General features: G+C 46.2%; 21 protein-coding genes. 2 read left to right on the top strand and 19 right to left on the bottom strand.

The genetic code is table 11. The annotated features are described in order from the left end of the window. Window positions 1-3: 3 nt before the first annotated feature. The 6 genes from priA to BLS23_RS19240 all read right to left on the bottom strand — a co-directional run bounded on the left by priA (window position 4) and on the right by BLS23_RS19240 (window position 5,812). Window positions 4-2,412 (bottom strand): primosomal protein N', encoded by a 2,409-nt coding sequence (gene priA / locus BLS23_RS19265; protein ID WP_089654640.1) that lies wholly within the window; start codon window positions 2,410-2,412, stop codon window positions 4-6. Next, window positions 2,409-3,614: a bifunctional phosphopantothenoylcysteine decarboxylase/phosphopantothenate--cysteine ligase CoaBC gene (coaBC, locus tag BLS23_RS19260; RefSeq protein WP_089654639.1), complete on the bottom strand. Its 1,206-nt coding sequence runs from the start codon at window positions 3,612-3,614 to the stop codon at window positions 2,409-2,411. The genes priA and coaBC overlap by 4 nt, the downstream gene beginning before the upstream one ends. 105 nt (window positions 3,615-3,719) lie before the next feature. Continuing rightward, entirely contained in the window at window positions 3,720-3,947 is a 228-nt protein-coding gene (gene rpoZ, locus BLS23_RS19255) for a DNA-directed RNA polymerase subunit omega (protein WP_089654638.1), read from the bottom strand. A gap of 2 nt (window positions 3,948-3,949) precedes the next feature. Continuing rightward, on the bottom strand, window positions 3,950-4,564 hold the full coding sequence (gene gmk, locus BLS23_RS19250) for a guanylate kinase (protein ID WP_089654637.1): 615 nt from the start codon (window positions 4,562-4,564) through the stop codon (window positions 3,950-3,952). 14 nt (window positions 4,565-4,578) lie between these two features. Beyond that, entirely contained in the window at window positions 4,579-4,842 is a 264-nt protein-coding gene (gene remA / locus BLS23_RS19245; protein ID WP_027954142.1) for an extracellular matrix/biofilm regulator RemA, read from the bottom strand. A 79-nt stretch (window positions 4,843-4,921) separates the two neighbouring features. After that, window positions 4,922-5,812, bottom strand: a complete 891-nt coding sequence (locus tag BLS23_RS19240) for a YicC/YloC family endoribonuclease (RefSeq protein ID WP_244157281.1) — start codon at window positions 5,810-5,812, stop codon at window positions 4,922-4,924. Window positions 5,813-5,953: 141 nt separating this feature from the next. On the opposite strand from BLS23_RS19240, the gene BLS23_RS19235 reads away from it, so the two are divergent. Both BLS23_RS19235 and BLS23_RS22170 read left to right on the top strand, forming a co-directional pair. Beyond that, window positions 5,954-7,669: an Rqc2 family fibronectin-binding protein gene (locus BLS23_RS19235; protein WP_089654635.1), complete on the top strand. Its 1,716-nt coding sequence runs from the start codon at window positions 5,954-5,956 to the stop codon at window positions 7,667-7,669. A gap of 105 nt (window positions 7,670-7,774) precedes the next feature. Beyond that, entirely contained in the window at window positions 7,775-7,900 is a 126-nt protein-coding gene (locus BLS23_RS22170) for a hypothetical protein (protein ID WP_258871051.1), read from the top strand. Window positions 7,901-7,937: 37 nt separating this feature from the next. Here BLS23_RS22170 and BLS23_RS19230 read toward each other — a convergent pair whose 3' ends face one another. The 13 genes from BLS23_RS19230 to lspA all read right to left on the bottom strand — a co-directional run bounded on the left by BLS23_RS19230 (window position 7,938) and on the right by lspA (window position 24,586). Further along, on the bottom strand, window positions 7,938-10,112 hold the full coding sequence (locus BLS23_RS19230) for an FUSC family protein (RefSeq protein WP_089654634.1): 2,175 nt from the start codon (window positions 10,110-10,112) through the stop codon (window positions 7,938-7,940). A gap of 1,188 nt (window positions 10,113-11,300) precedes the next feature. Next, window positions 11,301-11,927 carry an orotate phosphoribosyltransferase gene (gene pyrE, locus BLS23_RS19220; protein WP_089654632.1) on the bottom strand — a complete coding sequence of 209 codons (627 nt, stop codon included), beginning with the start codon at window positions 11,925-11,927 and terminating at the stop codon, window positions 11,301-11,303. Beyond that, on the bottom strand, window positions 11,902-12,624 hold the full coding sequence (gene pyrF, locus BLS23_RS19215; RefSeq protein ID WP_089654631.1) for an orotidine-5'-phosphate decarboxylase: 723 nt from the start codon (window positions 12,622-12,624) through the stop codon (window positions 11,902-11,904). Before pyrF ends, pyrE begins: the two co-directional genes overlap by 26 nt. After that, entirely contained in the window at window positions 12,590-13,522 is a 933-nt protein-coding gene (locus BLS23_RS19210; protein ID WP_089654630.1) for a dihydroorotate dehydrogenase, read from the bottom strand. The genes pyrF and BLS23_RS19210 overlap by 35 nt, the downstream gene beginning before the upstream one ends. After that, window positions 13,519-14,277 (bottom strand): dihydroorotate dehydrogenase electron transfer subunit, encoded by a 759-nt coding sequence (locus BLS23_RS19205; RefSeq protein ID WP_089654629.1) that lies wholly within the window; start codon window positions 14,275-14,277, stop codon window positions 13,519-13,521. The genes BLS23_RS19210 and BLS23_RS19205 overlap by 4 nt, the downstream gene beginning before the upstream one ends. Next, window positions 14,274-17,477 carry a carbamoyl-phosphate synthase large subunit gene (gene carB, locus BLS23_RS19200; RefSeq protein ID WP_089654628.1) on the bottom strand — a complete coding sequence of 1,068 codons (3,204 nt, stop codon included), beginning with the start codon at window positions 17,475-17,477 and terminating at the stop codon, window positions 14,274-14,276. The genes BLS23_RS19205 and carB overlap by 4 nt, the downstream gene beginning before the upstream one ends. Continuing rightward, window positions 17,456-18,565, bottom strand: a complete 1,110-nt coding sequence (locus BLS23_RS19195; protein WP_089654627.1) for a carbamoyl phosphate synthase small subunit — start codon at window positions 18,563-18,565, stop codon at window positions 17,456-17,458. The genes carB and BLS23_RS19195 overlap by 22 nt, the downstream gene beginning before the upstream one ends. After that, window positions 18,546-19,835: a dihydroorotase gene (locus BLS23_RS19190; RefSeq protein WP_089654626.1), complete on the bottom strand. Its 1,290-nt coding sequence runs from the start codon at window positions 19,833-19,835 to the stop codon at window positions 18,546-18,548. Before BLS23_RS19190 ends, BLS23_RS19195 begins: the two co-directional genes overlap by 20 nt. Continuing rightward, window positions 19,836-20,732, bottom strand: coding sequence for an aspartate carbamoyltransferase catalytic subunit (locus BLS23_RS19185; RefSeq protein ID WP_089654625.1), 897 nt, complete (start codon window positions 20,730-20,732; stop codon window positions 19,836-19,838). Window positions 20,733-20,896: 164 nt separating this feature from the next. Continuing rightward, entirely contained in the window at window positions 20,897-22,285 is a 1,389-nt protein-coding gene (locus tag BLS23_RS19180) for a solute carrier family 23 protein (protein WP_089654624.1), read from the bottom strand. A 185-nt stretch (window positions 22,286-22,470) separates the two neighbouring features. Further along, window positions 22,471-23,013, bottom strand: coding sequence for a bifunctional pyr operon transcriptional regulator/uracil phosphoribosyltransferase PyrR (gene pyrR, locus BLS23_RS19175; RefSeq protein ID WP_089654623.1), 543 nt, complete (start codon window positions 23,011-23,013; stop codon window positions 22,471-22,473). A 191-nt stretch (window positions 23,014-23,204) separates the two neighbouring features. Further along, window positions 23,205-24,116 carry an RluA family pseudouridine synthase gene (locus BLS23_RS19170; protein WP_089654622.1) on the bottom strand — a complete coding sequence of 304 codons (912 nt, stop codon included), beginning with the start codon at window positions 24,114-24,116 and terminating at the stop codon, window positions 23,205-23,207. Next, a complete protein-coding gene (gene lspA, locus BLS23_RS19165; protein WP_089654621.1) occupies window positions 24,113-24,586 on the bottom strand; it encodes a signal peptidase II in 474 nt (157 codons plus the stop codon). Before lspA ends, BLS23_RS19170 begins: the two co-directional genes overlap by 4 nt. Window positions 24,587-25,137 lie beyond the last annotated feature (551 nt).

The following is a 25,137-nucleotide window of genomic DNA, read 5'->3' as shown; positions in this document are numbered from 1 at the left end:
TGCTTACATCAGCTGATACGGTTGGAAATCCACCGTAATCTGCAAACCATTTTCTTGTTTCATTTCATCTTCGTAATAGTGCAATATCCGTTCAACGAATTTTCGCTGCTCAGGTTCCTTCTTGTATTTTATCATGCATTGATAGCGATATCTATTATTGATCCTGGTGAGCGCAGAAGGAGTAGGCCCGAGAACATAGGATTGATCTGAAAGCTTCTGCTGCATGAACATGGTGATTTTCTGTGTCACTTCCTGCACTTTCAATTGGTTGGGATGTGAAATAGTGAAAAGTGTCAAGAAGAAGTATGGAGGATAGCGGAAAGCTTTCCTCAGTTTCATTTCTTCATTGAAAAATTGTTCGTAATCATACTGGCTGGCCAATTCAATACTATAGTGTTCCGGTGTGTACGTTTGAACGACGACCTCTCCAGGCTTCTCATGTCTTCCTGCCCTTCCGCTTACCTGTGTGATTAATTGGAACGTTTTTTCTGATGCACGGAAGTCAGGAAGGTTGAGAAGCGCATCGGCAGCGAGTACACCAACAAGGGTGACATTTCCAAAATCCAGGCCTTTAGCAATCATTTGCGTGCCAAGGAGGATATCCGCCTGTCCTTCTCCGAACTTTTTCAGGAGCCGTTCGTGTGCCCCTTTCCTTCTTGTCGTGTCGACGTCCATGCGGATCACGCGTGCTTCCGGGATTAACTCCTGAAGCGCTTCTTCCACTTTTTGAGTCCCTGTACCGAAATAACGGATCGTTTTGCTTTCACATTCGGGACATTCTGTCGGCATAGGTTCTTCATGGGAACAATAGTGGCATTTCAAACGATTCTGCCTCTTATGAAACGTAAGCGCAATGTCACAGTGCGGGCACTCACTGACATGGCCGCAATCCCTGCACATGACAAAGGTCGAATAGCCTCGTCTGTTCAGAAAAAGCACGACCTGCTCCCCGCGGGAAAGTCTTTCTTCGATTTTTTCCTTCAACATGATGGAAAACATGGAACGGTTTCCGTTATGAAGTTCCTCTCTCATATCGACGAGATCCACGGCCGGCATCACCGACTCATTCATCCGCTTTTTCATGGTCAACAGCTGATAATTGCCTTTGACAGCCCTGGCATAACTTTCGAGAGCCGGTGTGGCACTACCTAAAACGACAGGGCATTGGTGGGTTTTCCCTCTCTCAATGGCAATATCTCTCGCATGGTAACGTGTCCGGTCTTCCTGTTTGTAACTCGTTTCATGTTCTTCATCGATGATGATCAAGCCGATGTTCGTAAACGGAGCAAAGATCGCAGACCTTGCTCCGACAACGACTTGAACCTCCCTGCGTTGGATCTTCCGCCATTCGTCGTACTTTTCCCCTGCTGATAAAGCACTGTGAAGGACGGCCACTTTTGAGCCGAATCTTCCTTTGAACCGTTCAACCATTTGCGGGGTCAAAGCAATTTCAGGCACAAGCATGATGGCTTCTTCGCCTTTATCAATTACTTCTTGGATCGACTGCAAATACACTTCCGTTTTACCACTACCGGTCACTCCATGAAGAAGAAAAACATCATGGGCGTTTTCTTCGATGGTCTTAAGGATCGGCTGGATAGCTGTTTCCTGTTCTGCTGTCAGAGGGAACGGCTGCGTACGTTCGAAGTCGCGATCACCATAAGGGTCCCTGAAAACTTCCTGCTTGAATTCACTAATAACCCCCTGTTCGATGAGCGGCTTCAAAGAGGCAGGTGTAGTTGATAGCACATCCAGAAGCCTCTTCTTTTCTATCGCATCCGGATACTCGAGGAAATACTCGACAATGGTGCGCTGTTTTTTCGCCTGCGGGGATAGATCTTCAAGCTTCGCCTCTAATTCCATCGGATTTAAATTAGGTTGGACCATCGTCATTGTCTTCTTCGTTTCCCGGCTTTTCACTTCATAATGGACATCAACGTCTCCATCATTCATGTGTTTGCGGAGAGTATGATACCCGATGCCCGACTTCTCGAATTCTTCAAAATCCACAACCGCTCGTCCATCAAATAAAGGGTCGAGTTCAGAGCCGAGGGGTTCTTCGGTCAGCTTCCACAACTCTTTGCGATATTTAGCTTTCATCACCTGTGGGAGCATGACCTGCAGACAGGAAATATAGTAGCTCAGAGTGTTTTTTGATAACCATTTTCCGAGTTGGAGAAGTTCTTCGGTCAACGTTGGGATGACATCAAGGACATCGGTTATTTTTTTCACGGACGAAAAGGAACTTGTTTCTGAAAGAGCTACGACATACCCTAAGATTTTGCGTGGACCAAATGGAACGATCACCCGAACACCCGGCTGAACGATCCCTTCAAACTTTTCGGGTATTTCATAATCGAAAGGACGGTTCGTATTTTGCGAGGGTACATCAACGATTACGTTTGCAATCAAAGGGGTTCACTCTCCATCTCACCACTGGCCACCATGAGAATGTTTTCAGCGAGCTCCTCTTTGCTCATCAACGGGTATGTCATTTCTTCTCCTCGTTTGGTAATAAACAAGGAGGCATTGGTGTCGGTTCCAAACCCTGAACCCTCTTCGGATACATTATTAATGACAATGGCATCGAGGTTCTTTTTATCCATCTTCTGTCTACCATACTTCTCCACATCTGTCGTTTCTGCAGCAAATCCAATTAAGTATTGATGTTCTTTGCGATCTCCAAGTTCCATGAGAATATCCTTCGTCCGCTCCATCTCAACGACATAGTCCCCTGGTTTCTTCTTCATCTTTTGATCGTACGTTATTTTCGGACGATAATCGGCGACCGCTGCCGACTTGATGACAAGGTCTTGATCAGGATAAGCTTTCAACACTTCGTCATACATTTCCTGAGCGGACGTAATTTGGATCACATGCACGCCAGCTGGAGGTCCTAAGGCTACCTGCCCTGAAATAAGTGTCACTTCAGCGCCAAGTTGTTTCGCTTTTTTCGCTAACGCATACCCCATTTTACCCGTCGATGGATTCGTGAAATAACGTACCGGATCGATCTGCTCGCGGGTAGGGCCTGCGGTTATGAGTACTTTTTTACCTTTAAGAGGCTGAGACCGTTGATATTCTTTCCGGAGCACTTCGACAATCGATTCAGGCTCCTCCAGCCGTCCTTTCCCTACATAGCCACATGCAAGATAACCTTCCCCGGGCTCGATAAACCGGAAGCCCCAGTCATCCAGCTGCTTTAAGTTCTTCATAACAGCCGGATGACTGTACATATGGACATTCATGGCCGGAGCGATGTAAACAGGTGCCTCGGTCGCAAGTAAGGTCGTCGAGAGCATATCATCGGCGAGACCATTCGCGAGTTTTCCGATCACGTTTGCCGTCGCGGGGGCGATTAAGAAGAGGTCCGCCCAGTCAGCGACATCGATGTGCTGGATTTGAGAAGAATCTTGTTCATCGAAGGTATCGGTATAAACAGGCTGTCTGGACAAAGCCTGAAAAGTAGTCGGGGCTACAAATTTTTGCGCGCTGTCAGTCATGATTACTTTAACAACGGCCCCTGCTTGGACGAGTTTGCTTGTTAAAGCGGCTGCTTTATAGGCGGCGATTCCACCTGATACTCCTAAGACGATCTTTTTTCCATTCAACATCTAAAGAGACCCCTTTGCTTAAAAAATGTTGGCACTAAAACACGTAGGAAAAGCCGCGCTGATTCAATGAAGAAGCGCGGCTTTTCCTACGTCGTTTCGATGTTCTTATGTGGTTTCTGTTCGTTCTTGGATTTCATCCGCTTCAATATAGTTCAATTTGCCATCACGGATTTCTTCAAGCGCCACGCCCACTTGCTGGTGGGATGTCGGATGATCGATCATAGGCGCTGCTCCTTGTTTCAATTCACGCGCTCTTCTTGCAGACAGCGTTACGAGTGTATATTTGGATTTGATTTGTTTCTGTAGGGAATCAATGGACGGTTCTAACATCATGATTATTCATCCTCCAATGCTTTTTTATATTGATGGGCGACACGTTCACGTTTGCAGTGTTCACTGGCAACGATCGATTTCACTTTCGTTACAGCATTGTCAATCTGATCGTTCACGACGACATAATCATACGCATCCATCATATCAATTTCTTCTTTCGCTGCTTTCAAGCGGTTTTTCACTTTGTCTTCCGTTTCTGTGCCACGATTGACAATCCGGTCTTTCAATTCTTCCAAAGAAGGTGGAATCAAAAAGACGAACACGCCTTCAGGGAAGTTCTCCCTTACTTTGAGAGCTCCCTGGACTTCAATTTCCAAAAAGACATCTTTGCCTTCGTTCAGTGTCTGCTCTACGTATTGACGGGGTGTCCCATAATAGTTTCCCACATATTCCGCATGTTCAATCAATTGGCCTTCACTAATTAATTTCTCGAACTCATCTCTCGATTTGAAAAAATAATCGACGCCGTCCACTTCACCTTCACGTGGATCACGAGTCGTCATGGATATAGAATAGCGCAAATCTGTCGACTGTTCGAATAATGCTTTACGTACCGTTCCTTTTCCGACACCTGATGGGCCGGAAAGGATGAATAAAATACCTTTCTGATCAATCACTGCAAAAAGTCCTCCTAGTTTTCATCTGAGATCTCGTCGTTACTGATGACACGCTGTCCGACGGTTTCCGGCTGGACGGCTGAAAGGACGACATGATCACTATCTGTAATAATGACCGCACGCGTTCTGCGGCCATATGTAGCATCTACTAATTTATTATTGTCACGGGCGACCGTGATGATACGTTTGATCGGAGCGGATTCAGGCGAAACAATAGAAATAATACGATTCGCAGATACGACGTTTCCAAAACCGATGTTGATTAATTTCAAGCTCAAAGCTGACTCCTCCTTCTTCTGACCAAGCACTTTCATGACTACCTCTATTATATGAAAAAACTAGGCATAAACACAATTGTTATTCGACATTTTGTACTTGTTCTTTCACCTTTTCAATCTCGCTTTTCAAATTCACAACCATCTCAGTCATTTTGCCGTCATTGGATTTCGATCCGATCGTATTCACTTCACGGTGCATTTCCTGCACAATGAAATCGAGTCGTCTTCCTACAGGCTCATCAATCGAAAGGATGTCTTCAAATTGGATGAAGTGCGACTGTAGTCTCGTCAACTCTTCGGTGACGTCCCCTTTCTCTGCAAGCAAAGCGACTTCCTGGAGGATTTTTGTTTCATCGGTCCGGATTTGTTCTTTCGTGTATTCTTCCACACGGGTCCGAATCCTCTCTTTATACTCTTCGATTACCATCGGCCGCCTTTCGTCCAGGCTGCTCAGCCATGACCGCACTTTTGCGATGCGTTTTTCAAGATCTTCATATAATTCGTGACCTTCTTTCATCCGCATCTCTACCAGTTGTGTGGCAGCATCATCCATGGCCTCTAATAAAGCCATTTTCAACTCATCCGAATCGGTTTCTATCTCTTTTTCCGAAAAAACATGGTCTAACTTGGATACCATATCAATAGATATATCCCCCGTCAAATCGTAGCGGCGCTGTATATCCTTCAAGCGGACTAAATATTGATCGACAATTTCCCAATTGACATCGATTTTCTTTTCAAACAATTCTTCTCCTTCGATCGTTACAAAGATATCAACGCGACCCCTGGATATTCGGCCTTTGACGACTTGTTTCAGCCGATCCTCCAAAAACAGTAATGAACGGGGCATCTTGGTTGTTATATCCAAAAAACGATGATTCACCGACCGAATCTCCACATGAACCTTTGTTTCACCGACTTCCACCGTACTCTTCCCATAACCTGTCATACTTTTTAACAATAAGATCATCACCTGTATGTAAAATGAATGCAACACCTATTTTAGCAAAATGTTGGATGGTGTTGCGAATGTTTGGCTTTCCCTGATGAAAAATCTTAGAATAACGAGCTTTACTCATGCTATACTTCTAACAGTAGAGAGGTGAAGACGATGTCTTTTGACGGAATTGTAACCCGGGCGATCACGAAGGAATTGAATGAAACGATCCAGTCCGGACGTATTATGAAAATTTATCAGCCAACTGAAACGGAGCTCGTATTTACGGTCCGTTCCAATCGCAAAAAACACACGCTATTGTTGTCCGCACACCCAAGCTATGCTCGCTTCCATTTGACGGACGATCAATACCATAATCCTAAAGAACCACCGATGCTGTGTATGCTTCTCAGGAAACATTTGGTCGGAGGGTTTATTGAACGAATAGAACAGGTGGACATGGAAAGAATTGTGAAGTTTCATATCCGGACCCGCAACGAAGTGGGCGATGAAACAATGAAAACACTCATTATTGAAGTGATGGGTAAACACTCCAACATCCTGCTTGTCGACGAAGAAGAAGGACATATGCTCGACAGCATCAAGCATCTGCCCCCTTCCCAAAACCGGCACCGGACGATTATGCCCGGCCAGCCCTATAAACTCCCACCGGAACAAGGGAAAATCAACCCTGTTGATCTTGAACCAGAAGCATTCATCAGGAAGTTGGACTTTAACTCAGGCAAGATGGATAAACAAATCCTGAATGTGGTAATGGGTTTTTCACCAATGATGACGAAGGAAATTGTCCATCGGGCCGGACTCGGTGGTTCCCAAGCCGTGAAGGAAGCTTACCGGGAGATTAGAGAAATCATCCTCAACCATGAGTATGATCCACAGATCCATCGGGGAGAAAAAGAGCAGTTTTACGTTATTCCGTTGCACGCTTTTTCAGATGATGTTGAAAAATTCGATAGCGTCAGTGTGATGCTGGATGATTATTATTCTGGGAAAGCTGAGCGGGACCGTGTCAAACAGCAAGCAGGAGATCTCCACCGTTTCTTGAAGAATGAACGGGATAAAAACAAACGTAAAATTAAGAAACACGAAACGACACTGAAGAAATCCGAATCCGCGGAAGAGTATCAAAAGCTCGGCGAACTTTTGACCGCTCACATGCATATGGTCAAAACAGGGGATGAATCGGTGACGGTCGTTGACTACTACGACCCCGACCAGTCAGAAATGACGATCGAACTCAACCCTAATAAAACACCGAGTGAAAATGCACAAAACTATTTTCAAACGTACGCAAAACTGAAGAAATCCAAAGAAGTTGTACAAAAGGAAATCCAGAAAGCAGAAGATGAAATCCTTTATTTCGATCGTCTCATTCAACAAGTCGAAACAGCAAGAGAAGAAGATATCGAAGAAATTCGGGAAGAACTGCGTGAGCAAGGTTATTTGAAGAAAAAGCCGGCGGCGAAAGGGAATCGTAAAAACAAACCGCAAAAGCCGAAGCCGGAAAGTTTTGAATCGACGGATGGAACATTGATTTACGTAGGAAGAAACAACAAACAGAACGAATACTTGACGAACCGGATGGCGAACAAAATGGATATATGGCTGCATGCCAAAGATATTCCTGGGTCCCATGTGGTCATCCGAGATGAAGAACCGAGCGAAGATACGTTGTTTGAAGCCGCACAGCTTGCTGCAAACTTCAGTAAATCAAGCAAGTCCTCCTCGGTTCCGGTGGACTACACGCGGATACGTCATGTGAAAAAGCCGTCAGGAGCAAAGCCAGGATTCGTAACGTATGACCAACAACAGACGTTGTTCGTCACACCAGATGCGGCCTTCATCAAACGGTTAAAGAAAAAAGACTGAACAAGAATCCCTGTGCCTATAAATGGCACAGGGATTTTTACATACCTTAGATGCAAAGAACAAATAATATAAAGGCAACTGAATCAGATCAAGGAGGTTGCTGGTATGCCAAAGAATTCAAAATCAAAACGTAATCCGAAAAAGAGCAGAGATGCTGTTCAGCCAGCTACGGGAGAAGAACGAATTACAATCTCCAAAGCTGGCGAAGGTCCTTACGACCGTAACAGATAAACGAAAAGCAGCACGTGCGAAATCGCACGTGCTGTTTTTAACCTTCCAAACGTTCCACTGTCTCCAGTCCCATTCTTTCTCCGACAACAAGCAAAGCTTGATTGATTTTCCAAATAAAAAACAGGTGGTGGACAATATCCCCCTGTCCTTCTTTGTGTCCTGGTGCAAACCGCTCAATCATTTCCCGCTCATGTTGTAGCTTAAACAGTTGTCCACTCGTTGCTTCCCCATTCATGACTGCCATGATTGTGCGAATGTTGTGCTTGTAAACCTCTTCGGTCCGCTTAAGGGCCTGCGTGATTTCTTCGGAATGATGAAAATCCTTTTGATACGTAGATGCCACTAGCTGTTTCGCATAATAATTGATAGCGGTAAACGACATCAGTAACCTAGGAATACCTGAGTATTTATTAGCTCCGGGTCTCTGCAGCGCTGGTTTTGCATCTTCTTCAAGCAGCTGAATCTTTTCATCCATCTGAAAAGCGAGATCCGCCAGTCCCTTCATACTTTCTGAACGGCGGAATTTTTGAATGTAGGACAAGACATAATCCTCGAGAACCTCTAAGTACTCCACCAGCTGCTCCTTCATTTTATCCAGCGTTCGTGTAGGGAAAATGAATGCGGCAGCCGTTAGTGCGATGCCTGCTCCTACAATGGTATCGACCACCCTGGCAAGGAGCAAGGCATAACTGATCCCTCCCAACATGAGGTCATACATAAAAGCAATGAGCATTGTGATGAACATACTCATCACAGTGTAGGACACAGGAAGCGTATAAAAAGCAAAAAAGATGACCGCAAAGATAAGACCAACTTCCAGTTCAGACTGCCCTGACACAGACTTTGCCAAAAAGAAACCAATAATGGCTCCTGCTACCGTCCCGATCGACCTTTCCAAACCTTTCAGATATGTGCGCCCAACGGTCGGGGTCCCTAATTGGACGATAAATGTCGTTAACAAAACCCAGTACGGCTGTATAGGAGAAATCAAATGACCTACAATCACTGCGATCGTTCCGGCAATCACCGATTGAATCGCCTTTTTCGTTGAAGCCTCCATCCCCTTATTTTCATCTTCCTCTTCTGCTGCTTCCTTTTCTTCAGACCATTCATCACCGGGGACGTCTTCGCCACTGTATTTAATGGCGAGGGCTCCTTCCGTCACATGCGTAGCGATCGCCTCAATTCTGCGGAGCAGATACAGCCACCCCTCAGGCCTCGTTTCATGTTCACCAAACCTTTTATCAATTATATCTCTTAAAGAAAGAATCACACGTTCGGCTTCAGCAAGGTGCTTCTCTTCCTGTTCCATTTTAAGAACTTCTGCCTTTTTCAACGTAAGAATGAGGCGGGAGAGAATTGAACGCAGTTCTTCTGTCTCAAGCGCTCCTCTTTCTTTCAATTTCTCCAAACTATCCGAAAGGGTCATTACGAACATCGCCGTATCGAACACATATAACCGTAATTGTTCCGTACGAACCCCCGGCCAGACGTCCCTAATATTCTGTGAGTTCAAGTCTGTGGAAACGTGATTGGCATAATCCCTCAGTTTTTTCACGTTTTCCGTCAATTTTTTAGAACGGATCTGGTTGATATCAGGATCCTCAACGACTTCTGCCAACAGTTCGAAAGTCAGGTTCGCCTGCCTATGAAAAGATTGGACACTACGCTTAAGCTGTTGTGCAGTATCTCGGAAAATGATGAAATTATATAGAAAAGCGTAGCTGATGCCTATACAAATCGCACCGTAAAACCAAGGGAATTGTGCTGGAGGAAGTTTTAAAAAGGAAGAAAAATAAACGGTAATAAAACCGATCATACCTAAAGAAAAATAACGACTACCGAATTTAGAAAAATAAAAACTGCAAAAGATGATCAAGATCATTAACGTGGAGACGAGAACGGCACTCCATGAAAGCAGAGAACCTAGCGTCACTCCGCAGATAGCCGATAAAGGAAGCAAAAGTGTTGTCCCCTGTTTTTCCTTTTTGGTATCATCCATAACTGCCATGATGCCAAGCAGCCCACAGACACCTGAAATAATAGCTGGAAGAAGCGGATCCTGTCCGAACAGGTTCAATACCAGTAAGGTAGTGAAAACAGCCGAAATCACACTGAGCGTCGCTTTTCCTGCCTGCTGCAGCCGTTTGTGCCCGGGATCTGACGCCAGCATTCTCTTCAACCAATACGATTGTCTTCCTATTTCATACATTGAATATCTCCTCCTCTCTTATGTTTTTCATGTGGCATATCGATTCCATCTATAAAATAAATGATCACTTCTCTATATGTACGGACATCCTACTTACCCTTTCCCTTACTTGAGTAAGGATAGTATAGATAGAGATAAATTATAGAGCGCTCTCTCCCATCTGTCAAAAGGGAAACCTGCCTTTCTTCAGCTTTTACCTGATTGTTTTTATTTGCTATTTACTTATTTAGCAAAATGGCAGGATTGTGGAAGACTTGATTTCGAGATGTTTCGGGGTTCGTTTGCCGTGTTGAGCGTTAGGGGTGGCTGGGAAGCTACTCGCTTTCCTGTGGGGGAGTGGCAAGCTTCCTCGGACTTCGTCCTGCGGGATCTCGCCTATCTCCTTTCTCCCACGGGAGTCTCGCAGCTTCCCAACCACCCCATTCGATATAGGTGAGAAACGAACCCCATTAACGAGAGAGGCTGTCTTCCACTACTCTGTTGGTATAGGAAAAAACGCTCTATAACAAGCTTTCCATATGCAGAATAGCTACTTTAGTCATTGATTCCTTCCAAATTCGATGTGCATGAAGCAGCTTTATTTTGGAAGTGGTTTCGAGATACTTATATGGCAAAGGGGCGGAGGGGAATGGCGAGACTCCTGCGGGAAAAAAGTGCTTGGTGAGACCCCGCAGGACGCAGTCCGAGGAGGCTCACCGCGCTCCAGCGGAAAGCGAGCTATTCCCCTCCGCCCCCATCCACTTCAACAAAAGTCTCGAAACTGAGTCTTCAAGAATAGGGAGCTTATCAATAATAATTCATGGATTGCCTTGATGTCATTGTATTAAAAAAACCACGATTGAATCGTGGTTTTAGGTTAGAAAATATGCGAATACCGCTATCGATGCAAGATAAGAAAAAATTGCTTGTGCCCAATACCTTCGGCTTTCACGCTTCAGCATATAAACATTCCACAAAATGAATAAAGCGAGGGAAGCGACTAAACTCAATAAAGGTTCCAAGGACCACATGGACTCCATAAATGCGAATGCCACCCACGTATATAAGTAGACAAAACAGGTCAATAAGCCGAGCGAAGCATTCATGAGTATGAAAAAAGAATGTTTTTTTGATTTCATTGACATCACCAATACGCTTTGATGATTTCATCGTACTAGGAGACTAAGAAAATAGCAACTCCTCTATCTGTTAAGAGTTCGTAAAAACATAAGGATCCTGTCTCCACTTCATCAACAGCTTTTCCTGCTCTTTGTTGATTTGGTTTTCAGTGAGTAACTGCTGAAGAAGCTCTTCATAACTGGCCAGGGATTGATACGAATAGCTTTTACCTGTGAACGCATCTTGAGCCGCTTGAAGATTATAAGTGAAGATCGACAGCACTTCAACCACTTCGATACCTTCGTTTTCAAGTGCCTCTGCAGCTTCTATGGATGATTTGCCTGTGGAAATTAAATCCTCAATGACAATCGCTTTTTGACCTTTTTCAATGTGACCTTCAATCTGGTTTCCTTTTCCATGCTTTTTGGCTGAAGACCTGACATAAACCATGGGAAGGTTCAGAAGGTCCGCCACCCAGGCTGCATGGGGAATACCTGCTGTTGCACACCCTGCGATGACATCTATGGGCCCGAGAGCCTCGATCTTCTTAACAAATGCTTGTGCAATGCTTCTTCTTACTTCAGGGTAGGACATCGTTAAACGATTGTCGCAATAAATCGGAGACTTTAGTCCGGATGTCCAAGTGAAGTAGTTATCAGTTTCAATTTTAACTGCTCCTATTTGAAGCAAGTCACGAATGAGTGTTGATTGACCCATGTTGAAAGGCCTCCTTTATTTTCCGATACATTTCTCGCGGTTTTTCTGCATCTCGAATTGCTCTTCCCACAACCATCGCATCACTACCGTTTTCCAGAGCTTTTTCAGGGGTAGCGACACGTTTCTGATCATGATGTGCTCCACCTGCAAGACGGATACCAGGGGTCAAAGCAGCAAGCGCGGTATGTTTCTTAATGATTTCGGCCTCTTCGACCGAGCAAACGACACCATCCACACCACATTTCTCTGCACGTCCTGCATAGTGTTTGACTACATCAGCCAAGGGGTGGTCGATCAACAGCTCATCCTCCAGCATCTTTTGATCAGAAGAGGTAAGGACGGTGACAGCTAATAAGACAGGAATGTGATCTTGCGCCCCTTCTTGCAAACCAATCTTCGCGGCTTTCATCATTTCTTCCCCGCCCTGGGCATGGATGTTCACGACATCGACGTTCATGCCTGCAAGACCTCTCATCGCACGACGGACCGTTTCTGGAATATCATGCAACTTCAAATCGAGAAAGATCTCGTGCCCCTTTTCTTTCAATTGATGGATGATGCTGGGACCTTCTTTATAAAAAAGCTCCATACCCACTTTAACCGGGATGCCCGTAAGTTGGTGCCGCTCCAAAAAGTCCAGGGCCTCATTTCCCGTTTGGAAATCAAGAGCGAAGTAGAGAGGTTTCAACTTCTTCATCATGAGCACCTCCAATCGCTTGCTCTACGCTTGAAAAACCGTAGCGTGAAAGAGTACGGGGCAATTCTTCGATCACTTCTTTACAGATGAAAGGATTTTTAAAGTTCGCACTTCCGATCGCCACGGCACTCGCACCGGCAAGGAGGTATTCCAATACATCTTCGGCTGTTTCAATCCCGCCCATGCCGATGATCGGGATCGTTACAGCTTGATAAACCTGATGGATCATCCGAATGCTGATCGGTTTGATTGCTGCTCCGGATAGACCTCCTGTTCCATTTGCAATGACAGGTCTTCGGGTTTTAGGGTCTATCCTCATTCCTGTCAGTGTATTAATCATGGAAAGTCCGGATGCTCCCGCCTCTTCAGCCGCTAGCGCCATTTCGACGATGTCGGTCACATTTGGTGACAGCTTCACATAGACGGGCACAACGCTCACATCGACGACATGTCGGATCACTTCTTTCGCTAAGGCAGGATCGGTACCGAACTGCACACCTCCCTCTTTGACATTCGGACAAGAGATGTTCAATTCAATAGCATCCACATAGGAAGAGATTCGTTCGGCAACCTCTACATATTCCTCCACCGTACTCCCAGCGACATTGGCAATAATCGGGAGGTGATGATTTTTCAAAAAAGGAATTTCGTCTGAAATGATGCTTTCCACACCAGGGTTTTGCAGGCCGATCGCATTCAGCATCCCACTTGCCGTCTCCGCTACTCTTGGTGTGCCATTTCCAAAGCGCTGTTCCTTCGTAGCTGCTTTCATAATGACAGCTCCAAGCTTGGAAAGATCATAAAATTGAGCGAATTCCTTCCCGAATGCAAAACATCCACTGGCCGGCATCACGGGATTTTTCAAATTCAAACCTGGTAGTTTCACAGATAAATTCATGATAAGACGACCTCCTCTGCCTTGAATACAGGTCCATCACAACAGATGCGCTTGTACCCTTTTTCGTCTTTCGATTCGACGACACAGGCAAAACAAGCACCGATTCCACAGCCCATCCGCTCTTCCATAGACAAATATCCTTCTTTATCAGGAAGATGATCAGCCACTGCTTTCAACATGACCGTCGGACCACAGGATAAGTAGTGCTGGTAGTCTTTTTTCACACAAGGAAGAGCATCCGTTACACGGCCGCTCCTTCCTAATGATCCATCTTCTGTCGTCACGTGGACTTCTCCAAGAGCTCTGAATTCATCCAGTAAAAAGGCATCCTCCCTGGATCTGAAACCGAGAATACTTGTGACGGCTACTCCGTTCTCTTTCAACTTTTTCGCCGTGCTGTAAAGTGGAGGCACTCCGATCCCCCCACCAATAATCAGAGCATGGTCAGCATGAATTTGTGATGTCGGAAACCCTTGACCTCCAGGGCCAAGCACATCTAATTGCTCACCGACCCGCCGATTCGTCAACGCTTTCGTCCCGTCTCCCATGACTTTATAAATTAAAGTCATGGTTTCCTTTGCAGGGTCATAATCTGCAATGGACACCGGGCGCCGCAGGTAGAAGCCATCGATCCTTATATGGACAAATTGACCGGGATCCATGATGTCATGTACCAGATTTCCTTCCAGCACGAGAAGGTGCGTATCTCTCGCAACCTTCTCGTGTTTAAGAATGGTCATGCATTCGTTTTTCATCCTGTCACTCCTTCCATCGGTGTGATTGCACGTGCCGAGAAGGACATCGCATTGATGACATCGACAATGGTTTTGGCCGTGTCCAGGCTTGTTAAGCAGGCGAGTCCATGTTCGACCGCTTCTCTGCGGATTCTGAATCCATCGGATCTTGCACGCATACCTTTGTTGAGCGTGTTGACGACGAATTGGACTTCTCCTTGTTGGATCAGATCGATGACATCACGCTGGTCGGAACCCACTTTTCCTACCGCTTCCACAGGAATCTCAGCTTCTTCAATGACTGATGCTGTTCCTTCTGTGGCGAACAATCGAAAGCCCAGCTCAAAAAATGTCTTCGCAATGTCCAGCATCTCTAATTTATCTTTGTCAGCAACGGTCAACAAAACAGACCCTTGTGTCGGTATCTTCAACCCTGCTGATGTCATTCCTTTGTAAAGGGCTTTTTCTAATGTTTGGTCATACCCGATGACTTCACCGGTCGACTTCATTTCAGGCCCGAGTGTCGTATCAACACTTCTAAGCTTTTCAAAGGAGAACACTGGCACTTTGACATAGACACCATTTGGCTTTGCAGCGACCCCGGATGTGTACCCTTCGTCTTTCAACGTTTTGCCTAATAAAACCTTCGTCGCAAGTCGCGCCATCGGTACGCCGGTGATTTTACTCAGGAAAGGTACCGTCCGGCTTGCTCTAGGGTTCACTTCAAGGACGTAGGCGGTCCCTTTGTAAACGACGAACTGGATGTTGATGAGCCCTTTCATATTCAGCTCTCTGGCGATCTTCATTGTTGCATCGATACACTGTTGTTCAAGTTCTTTCGTCAGCCTCTGAGTCGGATAAACCGCCATGGAGTCTCCGGAGTGGACACCGGCCCGTTCAATGTGTTCCATAATCCCCGGGATGAAAACATCCTCCCCGTCCGAGATGGCATCGACTTCGATTTCCATTCCCGTCATGTACTTGTCAATCAATATGGGGTGACCATTGTGTGCGGCTGCATTCGTTTCCAAGTAAGAAGAGAGCTCTTCGTTGGAATAGACGATCGCCATCGCACGGCCGCCCAGGACATAAGAAGGTCTCACGACAAGCGGATAGCCGATCTTTTCAGCAGCAAGGAATGCTTCCTCTGCGCTTTTGACACTTTCCCCTCCTGGTTTAGGGATGTTCAAATCGTTGAGCAGCTGTTCGAACAAGTCCCTGTCTTCTGTTTTATCGATCGATTCCATCGTTGTACCTAAAATCCGAACGCCTTCTTTCGTCAGTCCGTCGACGAGGTTGATGGCTGTCTGACCTCCAAACTGGACGATGACTCCTTCCGGCTGTTCGAGGTCGATAACATTCATTACATCTTCAAGCGATAACGGTTCAAAATAAAGCTTGTCAGAAACGCTGAAGTCTGTGGAGACCGTTTCCGGGTTGTTGTTCATAATGATGGCTTCATAGCCCATTTCCTTCAGAGCAAGGACAGAATGTACGGTTGCATAGTCGAATTCGACTCCCTGGCCGATGCGGATCGGACCAGAACCGATGACGAGCACTTTTTTATTGCTACTTGGGATGGCTTCGTTTTCATCTTCATAACTGCTGTAAAAATAAGGCGTTTCGGATTCAAACTCACCAGCGCACGTATCGACCATCTTGTAAACGGGGCGGATGCCGTGACTTCTTCTCCATTCCCTCACTTCTGCTTCCGTCCGTTCAGTCAACCGTGCAATCTGAGCATCAGAAAAGCCGATCTTCTTCACCTTTTGTAGTAAAGAGGCATCCATTTCCCCTCTGGCGACTTGCTTTTCAAGCTGTATAATTCGCTGCAATTTATAAAGGAAGAATAGATCGATGCCCCCTGTCATTTCATGAAGGCTTTCGATGGAATAACCTCTCCTTAAAGCGTCTGCGATTAAGAATATCCGTTCATCATCCGCTTTTCTCAATCTTCTTGAGAGTTCTTCCTCTTTCATATGTTCGGCATAAGAGAGATATAGCTCTTCTGTATCTCCTTCAAGCGAACGGATCCCTTTCAGTAGGGATTCTTCGAAGCTTCTGCCGATACTCATCACTTCACCGGTCGCTTTCATTTGCGTACCAAGTGTACGGTTTCCTTTGGCAAATTTATCGAACGGCCAGCGTGGGATTTTCGTTACGACATAATCGAGCGCTGGTTCAAAACACGCATAAGTCGTACCGGTGACCGGGTTCTTGATTTCGTCCAACGTCATTCCAACAGCGATTTTGGCTGCGAGTTTTGCAATCGGATAACCGGTCGCCTTGGATGCGAGTGCTGATGAACGACTGACCCTTGGGTTTACTTCGATGATGTAATATTGAAAACTGTTGGGATCGAGAGCAAGCTGGACATTACATCCGCCTTCAATTTGGAGCGCCTGGATAATCTCCAATGAGGCGTTTCTCAGCATTTGATATTCCCGGTCACTGAGCGTTTGGGAAGGGGCTACAACGATGGAATCCCCGGTATGAATGCCTACAGGATCAAAGTTTTCCATGTTACAAACAACGATTTTATTGTCTGCACCATCACGCATCACTTCGTACTCTACTTCTTTGAAGCCGGCAATGTTTTTTTCGATTAAGCACTGACTGACCGGAGAAGCAGCCAGTCCACTTCTAGCAATCTCTTTCAACTGAGCGGCATCGTCACACATGCCTCCACCAGCGCCGCCCATCGTGTATGCAGGACGGACGATGACAGGAAAGCCTATGGTCTCTGCAAAATCCAATGCTTCTTCTACCGTGCTGACAATTTCACTCTCAGGTACAGGTTGGTTCATCTCATGCATCAAGGCACGGAATTTCTCACGGTCTTCGGCTTGTTGGATGGCATCAAGCGGAGTCCCTAGGAGTTCCACATCAAATTCTTCGAGAATGCCAGATTCACTCAACTCTACCGCCATATTCAGCCCCGTCTGCCCCCCCAGTGTCGGAAGGATCGCGTCAGGGGTTTCTTTACGGATGATTTTCTGCAGGAATTCAAGCGTCAGTGGTTCCATATAAACTTGATCGGCGAAGGTATGGTCGGTCATGATCGTTGCTGGATTCGAATTCGCAAGGATGACTTCATACCCTTCCTCTTTCAAAGATTGGCATGCTTGTGTGCCGGAATAGTCAAATTCAGCCGCCTGGCCGATGACGATCGGACCGGATCCGATAACTAGAATTTTGGTTAGATCTGTACGCTTAGGCATTGGGAGTCCTCCTTCGTTGTCTTCTGGTGGTGATCGATCATTTTCAAGAATTCATCGAATAAGTGAGCTGTATCTTCCGGTCCCGGTGAACTTTCCGGGTGGTATTGCACAGAGAAAACCGGGTGGTTCTTATGTTTCAGCCCTTCCACGGAGTTATCATTCAAAGAAACTTGGGAAAGGCGCAGGTCGGTCTGTTCCAAGGAATGGAGATTGACAGCATAGCCATGGTTCTGTGAAGTGATATAGGTTCTTCCTGTATCCAAATCTTTTACAGGCTGATTGATTCCTCTGTGTCCGAACTTCATTTTAGAAGTGTCTGCACCAGAAGCGAGAGCAATCAGCTGGTGCCCAAGACAGATCCCGAATATAGGTACCTGACCGATCAGTTCACGGATCGTTTGGATCGCTTCCGGAACATCTTTTGGATCACCAGGACCGTTGGAGAGCATGACGCCATCCGGTTTCAGTCTTAGGATCTCGTCTGCTGAAGTATGATAAGGAACGACTGTCACATGACAATCGCGCTTCGTGAACTCCCTTAAAATACCGTGTTTCATTCCGAAATCCACGAGGACAATCCGTTCGCCTCGTCCCGGAACGACATAAGGCTTCACCGTCGATACCTGTTTCACTTGGTCATTCAATAGCGGAGTAGCCTCTAATATGCTGAGTACTTCAGAGACCGAACGCTCGGATGAAGTGATCATCGCCTTCATCGTTCCATGCTGGCGGATGATTTTCGTCAGCTTTCTCGTATCAATGTCGCTGATGCCTGGAATATTTTTCGCTTTCAAAAATTCATCGATCGTTTCTTCATTACGAAAATTAGAAGGAAAATCACAGTGTTCTTTTACAATGACCCCGAATACTCCAGGATTTACGGTTTCAAAATCATCGCGATTGATGCCATAGTTTCCGATGAGTGGATACGTGAAGGTGATCAACTGCCCATAATAAGACGGGTCAGAAATCACTTCCTGATAGCCGCTCATTCCTGTGTTAAAAACGACCTCACCGACCGTTTCCCGTTCACTTCCGAATCCTTCACCTACAAATACTGTTCCATCTTCAAGCACGAGTTGTTTCATGCGTTTTCCCCTCCCATACAATTCTTCCGTCTACCATCGTTAACTCCGGCCATCCTTTTGCTCTCCAGCCATGGAAAGGCGTGTTCTTTCCTTTTGAAGCAAAGCTGTGACGATCGATCATCCGTTCATGATTCACTTCCACAATCGTTATATCTGCTGCCAACCCATTTTCCAACGTTCCATAAGGGAGTCCGAAAGTCTCTGCAGGCTTCCTTGTCAGCCACTCAATGAGACGCTCCAGCTGAATTCCATGCTTTTCTACGAAGTGGGTGTACAAGAGAGGAAAGGCAGTTTCCAAACCTGTGATTCCAAATGGCGAGTAAAGGAAGCCTTCTTTCTTATCCTCTTCCGTGTGTGGAGCATGATCTGTCGCAATAAAATCGATGGTTCCGTCTATCAAACCTTCGATGAGCGCTTCCTGATCTTCGTTAGAACGAAGCGGCGGGTTCATTTTGAAAAAGGCATCGTCTTCACGGATATCCGTTTCGTTGAGAACCAAATGGTGCGGGGTCACTTCCGCCGTGACATGAATCCCGGCCTTCTTCGCATCCCGGATAACCCTTACCGATTCTTTCGTTGATACGTGACATACGTGATAATGACAGCCGGTCGCTTCTGCAAGCAACACATCTCTCGCGATTTGTACGGACTCAGCAATGTTTGCAATCCCAGGAAGACCGAGCCTTTTGCTTACTTCACCATCGTGGGCGACGCCTTTGTACACGAGTGAATTATCTTCGCAGTGAGCAACGATGGCTTTATTCAGACGGCTCGCTTCCTTCATGGCTTCATACATCATGCCAGCCGTCTGGACGCCGACTCCATCATCAGTAAAGGCGAAAGCACCCATTTGTGATAAGGTTGTCATGTCAACAAGCTCTCTTCCAAGTTGACGAGTGGTAATCGAAGCGTAAGGAAGCACTCTCACCGATGCATCCTGCTTGATCTTCTCCATTAATTTTTTCATGTTCTCTTCGGAATCAGGCACAGGCTTTGTGTTCGGCATGGCACATACCGTGGTGAAGCCTCCGCGAGCTGCAGCTTCTGTACCTGTGCGGATGGTTTCTTTCTGTTCGTCTCCAGGTTCGCGTAAATGGATATGCACATCGACCAATCCCGGCAGAACAAGGCCCCCTTTAGCATCAATAACCTCATCCGCTTCTCCTACCGAAGGAGCTATTTCAACAATCATATTGTCCTCAATCAAAACCTCGCATCTTTCAAATTTATGATCCGTAAACACCTGACCGTTGATGATCTTCTTTTTCATTTAAAGCTCCCCTTTCATGAGTGCATGGATGATAGCCATCCGCATCGTTACTCCATTTGTCATTTGCCTGAAAATCTTTGACTTTTCGCATTCGACGAGTCTCTCATCGATTTCCACCCCGCGATTCACCGGAGCTGGATGAAGGATGATGCTGTGATTCATCATTCGTGCCTCCCTTTCGACCGTCAGCCCATATTGATTCAGGTAACTTCCTGTTTCACCATGGTTCGTATGGCGTTCATGTTGAATCCGAAGTAGCATCAGGACATCACAAGTTTCGACGGCTTCGTCCATCGTGATGTAGTCCTCTGTCATTGTAGGATCCTGCCATTCGGGTTTACTGACAAATGATACGTTGGCACCGAGCTGTCTTAGTGCGTAGGCATTGGACCTTGCTACCCGGCTATGTTTCAGATCTCCCGCAATGCATACATGTAATCCTCTGAAACTTTGAAAATGTTCATGGATGGTGTACAAGTCCAGAAGGGATTGTGTCGGGTGCTCCCCACAGCCATCCCCAGCATTGATGAGGGGCATATCCAATCCTTCCGTACATGCCGTCAAGCCGCCGACTTCGGATTGCCGGACGACAGCTAGATCCACGCCGATCGACTCTAATGTCTTTAACGTGTCATACAAGCTTTCCCCTTTCGTCAAGCTCGAATCGACCCCATCCAGTTCAACGACATCGAAACCCAATTTCTTTTCGGCTATGTGAAAACTCGTTTTTGTACGTGTGCTTGGTTCTAAAAAAAGATTGGCAGCGAAATGTCCCGGAAAAGAAGGACGGTTTGCGGGATCTCCCAGTCTTTCTGCTAAGTAAAGAAGGTTATGGATTTGCTCGTTCCTCAGCTGTTTGATGGAAAGCAAATTCCTCTTGGATCGAATAGCGGTCATGTTCATCTCTCCGTTCCTATTTTTAATGTAACGGGGACTAAGGAGAAAAAAAGCACCCCCAGGTGTCTGGGGGTGCTGAACTCGTCGCATGAAAAACGAGCCCATCCCTAGTGCACCTTTTTGAGCCTCTCGGGACTCATTTAAAACGTGAATCTAGTGTTGGTTTATGCTACATGATCTTTCTTGTTTTGTTGTTCGAGTTCAGGTGCTTCAAACATCTGCCCATTTCCGTGTCCTTTTTCTTTACCTGGAAGGATCAAGTTGAGCGCGACACCAATGATGGCAGCAAGCGCCATTCCTGCGATTTGTACTTCCTCCGTCACTTGGACGAAAGCACCGCCTACCCCGATGACGAGGATGACAGAGGCGATAATCAAGTTTCTCTTTTCACCAAAGTCGATCTGATTATCAATCAACATACGCAGGCCGCTGGAGGCAATGATCCCGAAGAGCAAGATGGACACACCGCCCATGACGGCTGTCGGTATCGAACTGATGACCGCGATTACCATGCCGATGAAACCGAAGACGATGGCAATGACTGCCGCACCTCCGATGACGAACACACTGTACACCCGGGTAATCGCGAGCACTCCAATATTTTCCCCATACGTGGTGTTCGGTGGTCCTCCTAGGCAGGAGGCGATGAATGTGGCCACTCCGTCACCAAGAATGGATTTGTCCAGTCCTGGATTTTTCAAAAAGTTTCTTCCTACAACTTTCGATAAGACCATTTGATCACCCGTATGTTCTGTAATCGTGACGAGTGCAAAGGGAACCATCAGAAAGGCGATTTCCCAGCTGATCACTTCCAGTGGTGAAAAGTCAACGAATGGGACAAGAAAATCAGGAGCTTGGAAGAGAGCGGCTATGGCGCCCGTGAACGAACCTGCTGTGGTTATTGCGGTCCATTCTTCTTGGATCCCGCTCGTGTCTACAATTCCTTGAGTCATAGCGAACGCATATCCGCCGACAATTCCGAAAAGGATCGGCAGCAGGGAAAAGAATCCTTTAAAGTAGATCGATGCGATAATCGTAATCGCCAGAGTGACAAGGGCAACCATGAAGTGGGTGCCACTGTAGATGTTTTCTTCCTGACCCGGCAAGTACATCGCCATCTCCACAGCTGTTGATGCTAATCCGAGACCGATGACAATGATGACCGGCCCTACAACAATCGGAGGAAGCAGGTTCATGAGCCACTTTGTTCCGAAAATGGAGATAAGCAGGGCAACTAAGCCGTAGACGAGACCGGCTAGGAAGCTTCCCACCATCGCGCCCGCAACGCCGCTGGATTTGGAAACTTCAATAATTGGTGCAATAAAGGCGAAACTCGATCCCAGATAGGCCGGTACCTTCCCTCTTGTAATGAGCAGGTAAGCAAGCGTTCCGAACCCGCTGGATACGAGAGCGACCGATGGGGATAATCCGGTCAGAAAAGGAACGAGAATTGTTGCGCCGAACATGGCGAACAGATGCTGAAGGCTTAGAACGAGCCATTTATTTAGTGCTGGTACTTCATTAACGTCGAGTGCTGCTTTATGTTGTTTCATATCGAATTCCTCCTTGATGTCTCCTCTTGTGTGAGGGTAGTGAACTGAGTGGAACCCTTGAGATTTTCACATAAAAAAACCTCTTTGCGCTTAAAAAGCACGCAAAGAGGTAGACGTGTAGACACACACGTATCCTTACGAACCTTTTAAGCCTCACGGGACTTCCATTAAAGGTTACTCTTCATTCATTTTTCATAAATTTTCACTTCGTCCGCTTCATCGGTTTCAGATAAAGTGACGGTAATGATTTCTTCCTGAGAAGTCGGAACATTTTTCCCGACATAATCCGCTCGGATCGGAAGTTCCCGGTGTCCCCGGTCTACCAAAACCGCCAGCTGGATTTCTTTCGGGCGTCCGTGGTCGATCAGTGCATCCATTGCGGCACGCACTGTTCGGCCTGTATAAAGAACATCGTCGACGAGGATGACTTTCTTCCCATCGATATCAGCCGTAATGTTCGTTTCTTTCAATTGAGGTTCCGCTCCATTTTCCTGAGGAGTCAAATCATCGCGGTAAAGCGTGATATCCAGCTCCCCGTCGGGAAGATCTGCTCCTTCAATCTCCTGGATTTTATCCTTAAGGCGCTGAGCGATCGGAACGCCACGGGTTTTAATTCCTACAAGGACGAGATCCTCAATTCCTTTATTTTTTTCTATGATTTCATGAGAGATCCGGGTCAATGCTCGACGGATCGCTGCATCATCAAGTACAGTCGCTTTTGCATTCATAATTGAGTCCTCCTTGTTTCCATAAGATCAGTGACAAAAAAACCCCTTTTCCACATAAGGGCAGAAAAGGGGTTTTCGTACACGTATCCTGTGCACAACCGTCACCTTTTCAGCCTCACGGGACTGTTCTTAAAGGTCTTTATATTCTATATGGAAGTATGACACTCCCTGTAAGGTTTGTCAATGACTTTTTATACCTCTTTCGTTTCCAGGTACTTCAGAGTCTCTTTAAATTCCGCAGGAGGTTCGACCTCGAACTTTTTCCATTCACCTGTTCTCGGATGCTCAAATCCAAGGGATTTAGCATGCAGTGCTTGACCATTGAGGTCTAAAGTTTTACGAGGGCCGTACTTCGGATCACCCGCTAGTGGATGATCGATGTAACGCATATGCACACGGATCTGGTGCGTACGCCCTGTTTCCAGTTTACATTCAACCAGTGTGAAATCAGTGAAATGACGCAGCACGCGGAAATGGGTGACCGCATCACGTCCGCCATCGACCACAGCCATCCTTTGGCGATCTTTAGGGTCCCTTCCAATCGGTGCATCAATGGTACCATATTCATGATGAATTTCCCCGTGGACAATCGCTTCATATTTACGTTCTACCGTCTTTTTCGAGAGTTGCTCAGCGAGCGATTGATGAGCGAGATCATTCTTAGCTACCATCAGTAGACCACTCGTGTCTTTATCAATCCGATGAACGATTCCCGGACGCTCCACTCCATTGATTCCAGATAAATCCTTCACGTGGAATAATAGAGCATTGACAAGTGTTCCGGAATAGTGGCCAGCCGCCGGGTGAATCACCATGCCGGATGGTTTATTGACGACAATCACATCTTCATCTTCATACACAATTTCAATCGGAATGTCCTCGGGGAGGATATCCATCGGTTCAGGCTCAGGAATATGCCAAGTGATCGTATCACCCTCCTGCACCTTGTAATTGCTCTTCACAGCTTTATCATCAACGAAGACAATGCCGTCTTTCAGCCATCCCTGAATTTGAGACCTGGAGGCTTCTTCGATAACCTCTGTTAGTAATTTATCAATCCGTTTCGACTGATCGTTTTCTGTAACCTTATAGTGTTCACTCAAGATTTCAAACTTCCTTTCTTTCTGCGCTCGTCAACGAATGTTGCAATCATGACAAAGATCACACCGACGACAAGAGCAGAGTCCGCTACATTAAAAATAGGAAAGTCGTAAGTGAAAATGTACGTATTGGCGAAATCGACGACTTCCTTACGAAATACGCGATCAATGAAATTCCCAATCGCCCCAGCAAGAATAAACGCGAGAGCTACACCTACAAAACGACTTTCTTTTCCATATTGATGTAAATAATAAATGACAAATCCAATGACAATCACCGTTATGATATAAAAGAACCACATCTGCCCTTGTAGTATTCCCCAGGCAGCTCCCTGATTCCGGTGAGAGGTCAAGTAGAAAAAGTTTTCGATGACCGTTATGCTTTCACCGATATCCATTTTTGTGACCACCAGCCACTTCGTCCATTGATCAAGGATAATGAGACCAATGGCGATGATATAATACAAAATCATAAGCGTCCCCCATGAATCTTAGTCCTAGCTTATTGTACCACAAAACTACTCCTGCAAAGAACAACTTCTCACTTCCACATAAGCACCCTATACTTGAAGACTCAGTTTCGAGATGTTTCTGGGTTCGTTGCCTAGGTTGAGCGTCAGGGGTGGCTGGGAAGCAACTCGCTTTCCTGTGGGGGAGTGGCGAGCTTCCTCGGGCTAACGCCCTGTGGGATCTCGCCTATCTCCTTTCTCCCACGGGAGTCTCGCAGCTTCCCCATAGCCGTCAAGCTAGTGAATGATTGTAATTTAGCTTAAGTGATAATCATTTACTATTCCTTTATTTTCCAGTTGGTGCCCTACCAAAAGCTGAAAGTGTCAAGGTTCTAAAAATCAGTCGTTCATCTTTTACTTGTAAGCTATACCTAAAATGTCAAATGGGCTGAGATGGTTCTTTCTGTGCTCTTTTCCTCCGTGAATCCTGGCATTCTCGTAGACAAGCCTTATCATGGCCCTCACGTTTTCGACTCCTGTTTCGGCAGCCGTTATCAGGTGAGGCAAAGACTCTC

The sequence above is a fragment of the Halobacillus aidingensis genome (genome assembly GCF_900104185.1).
Classification (GTDB): Bacteria; Bacillota; Bacilli; order Bacillales; family Halobacillaceae; genus Halobacillus; species Halobacillus aidingensis.
The sequence above is the reverse complement of the archived record's forward strand: the minus strand, read 5'-3'. Positions and strand labels throughout refer to the sequence as shown.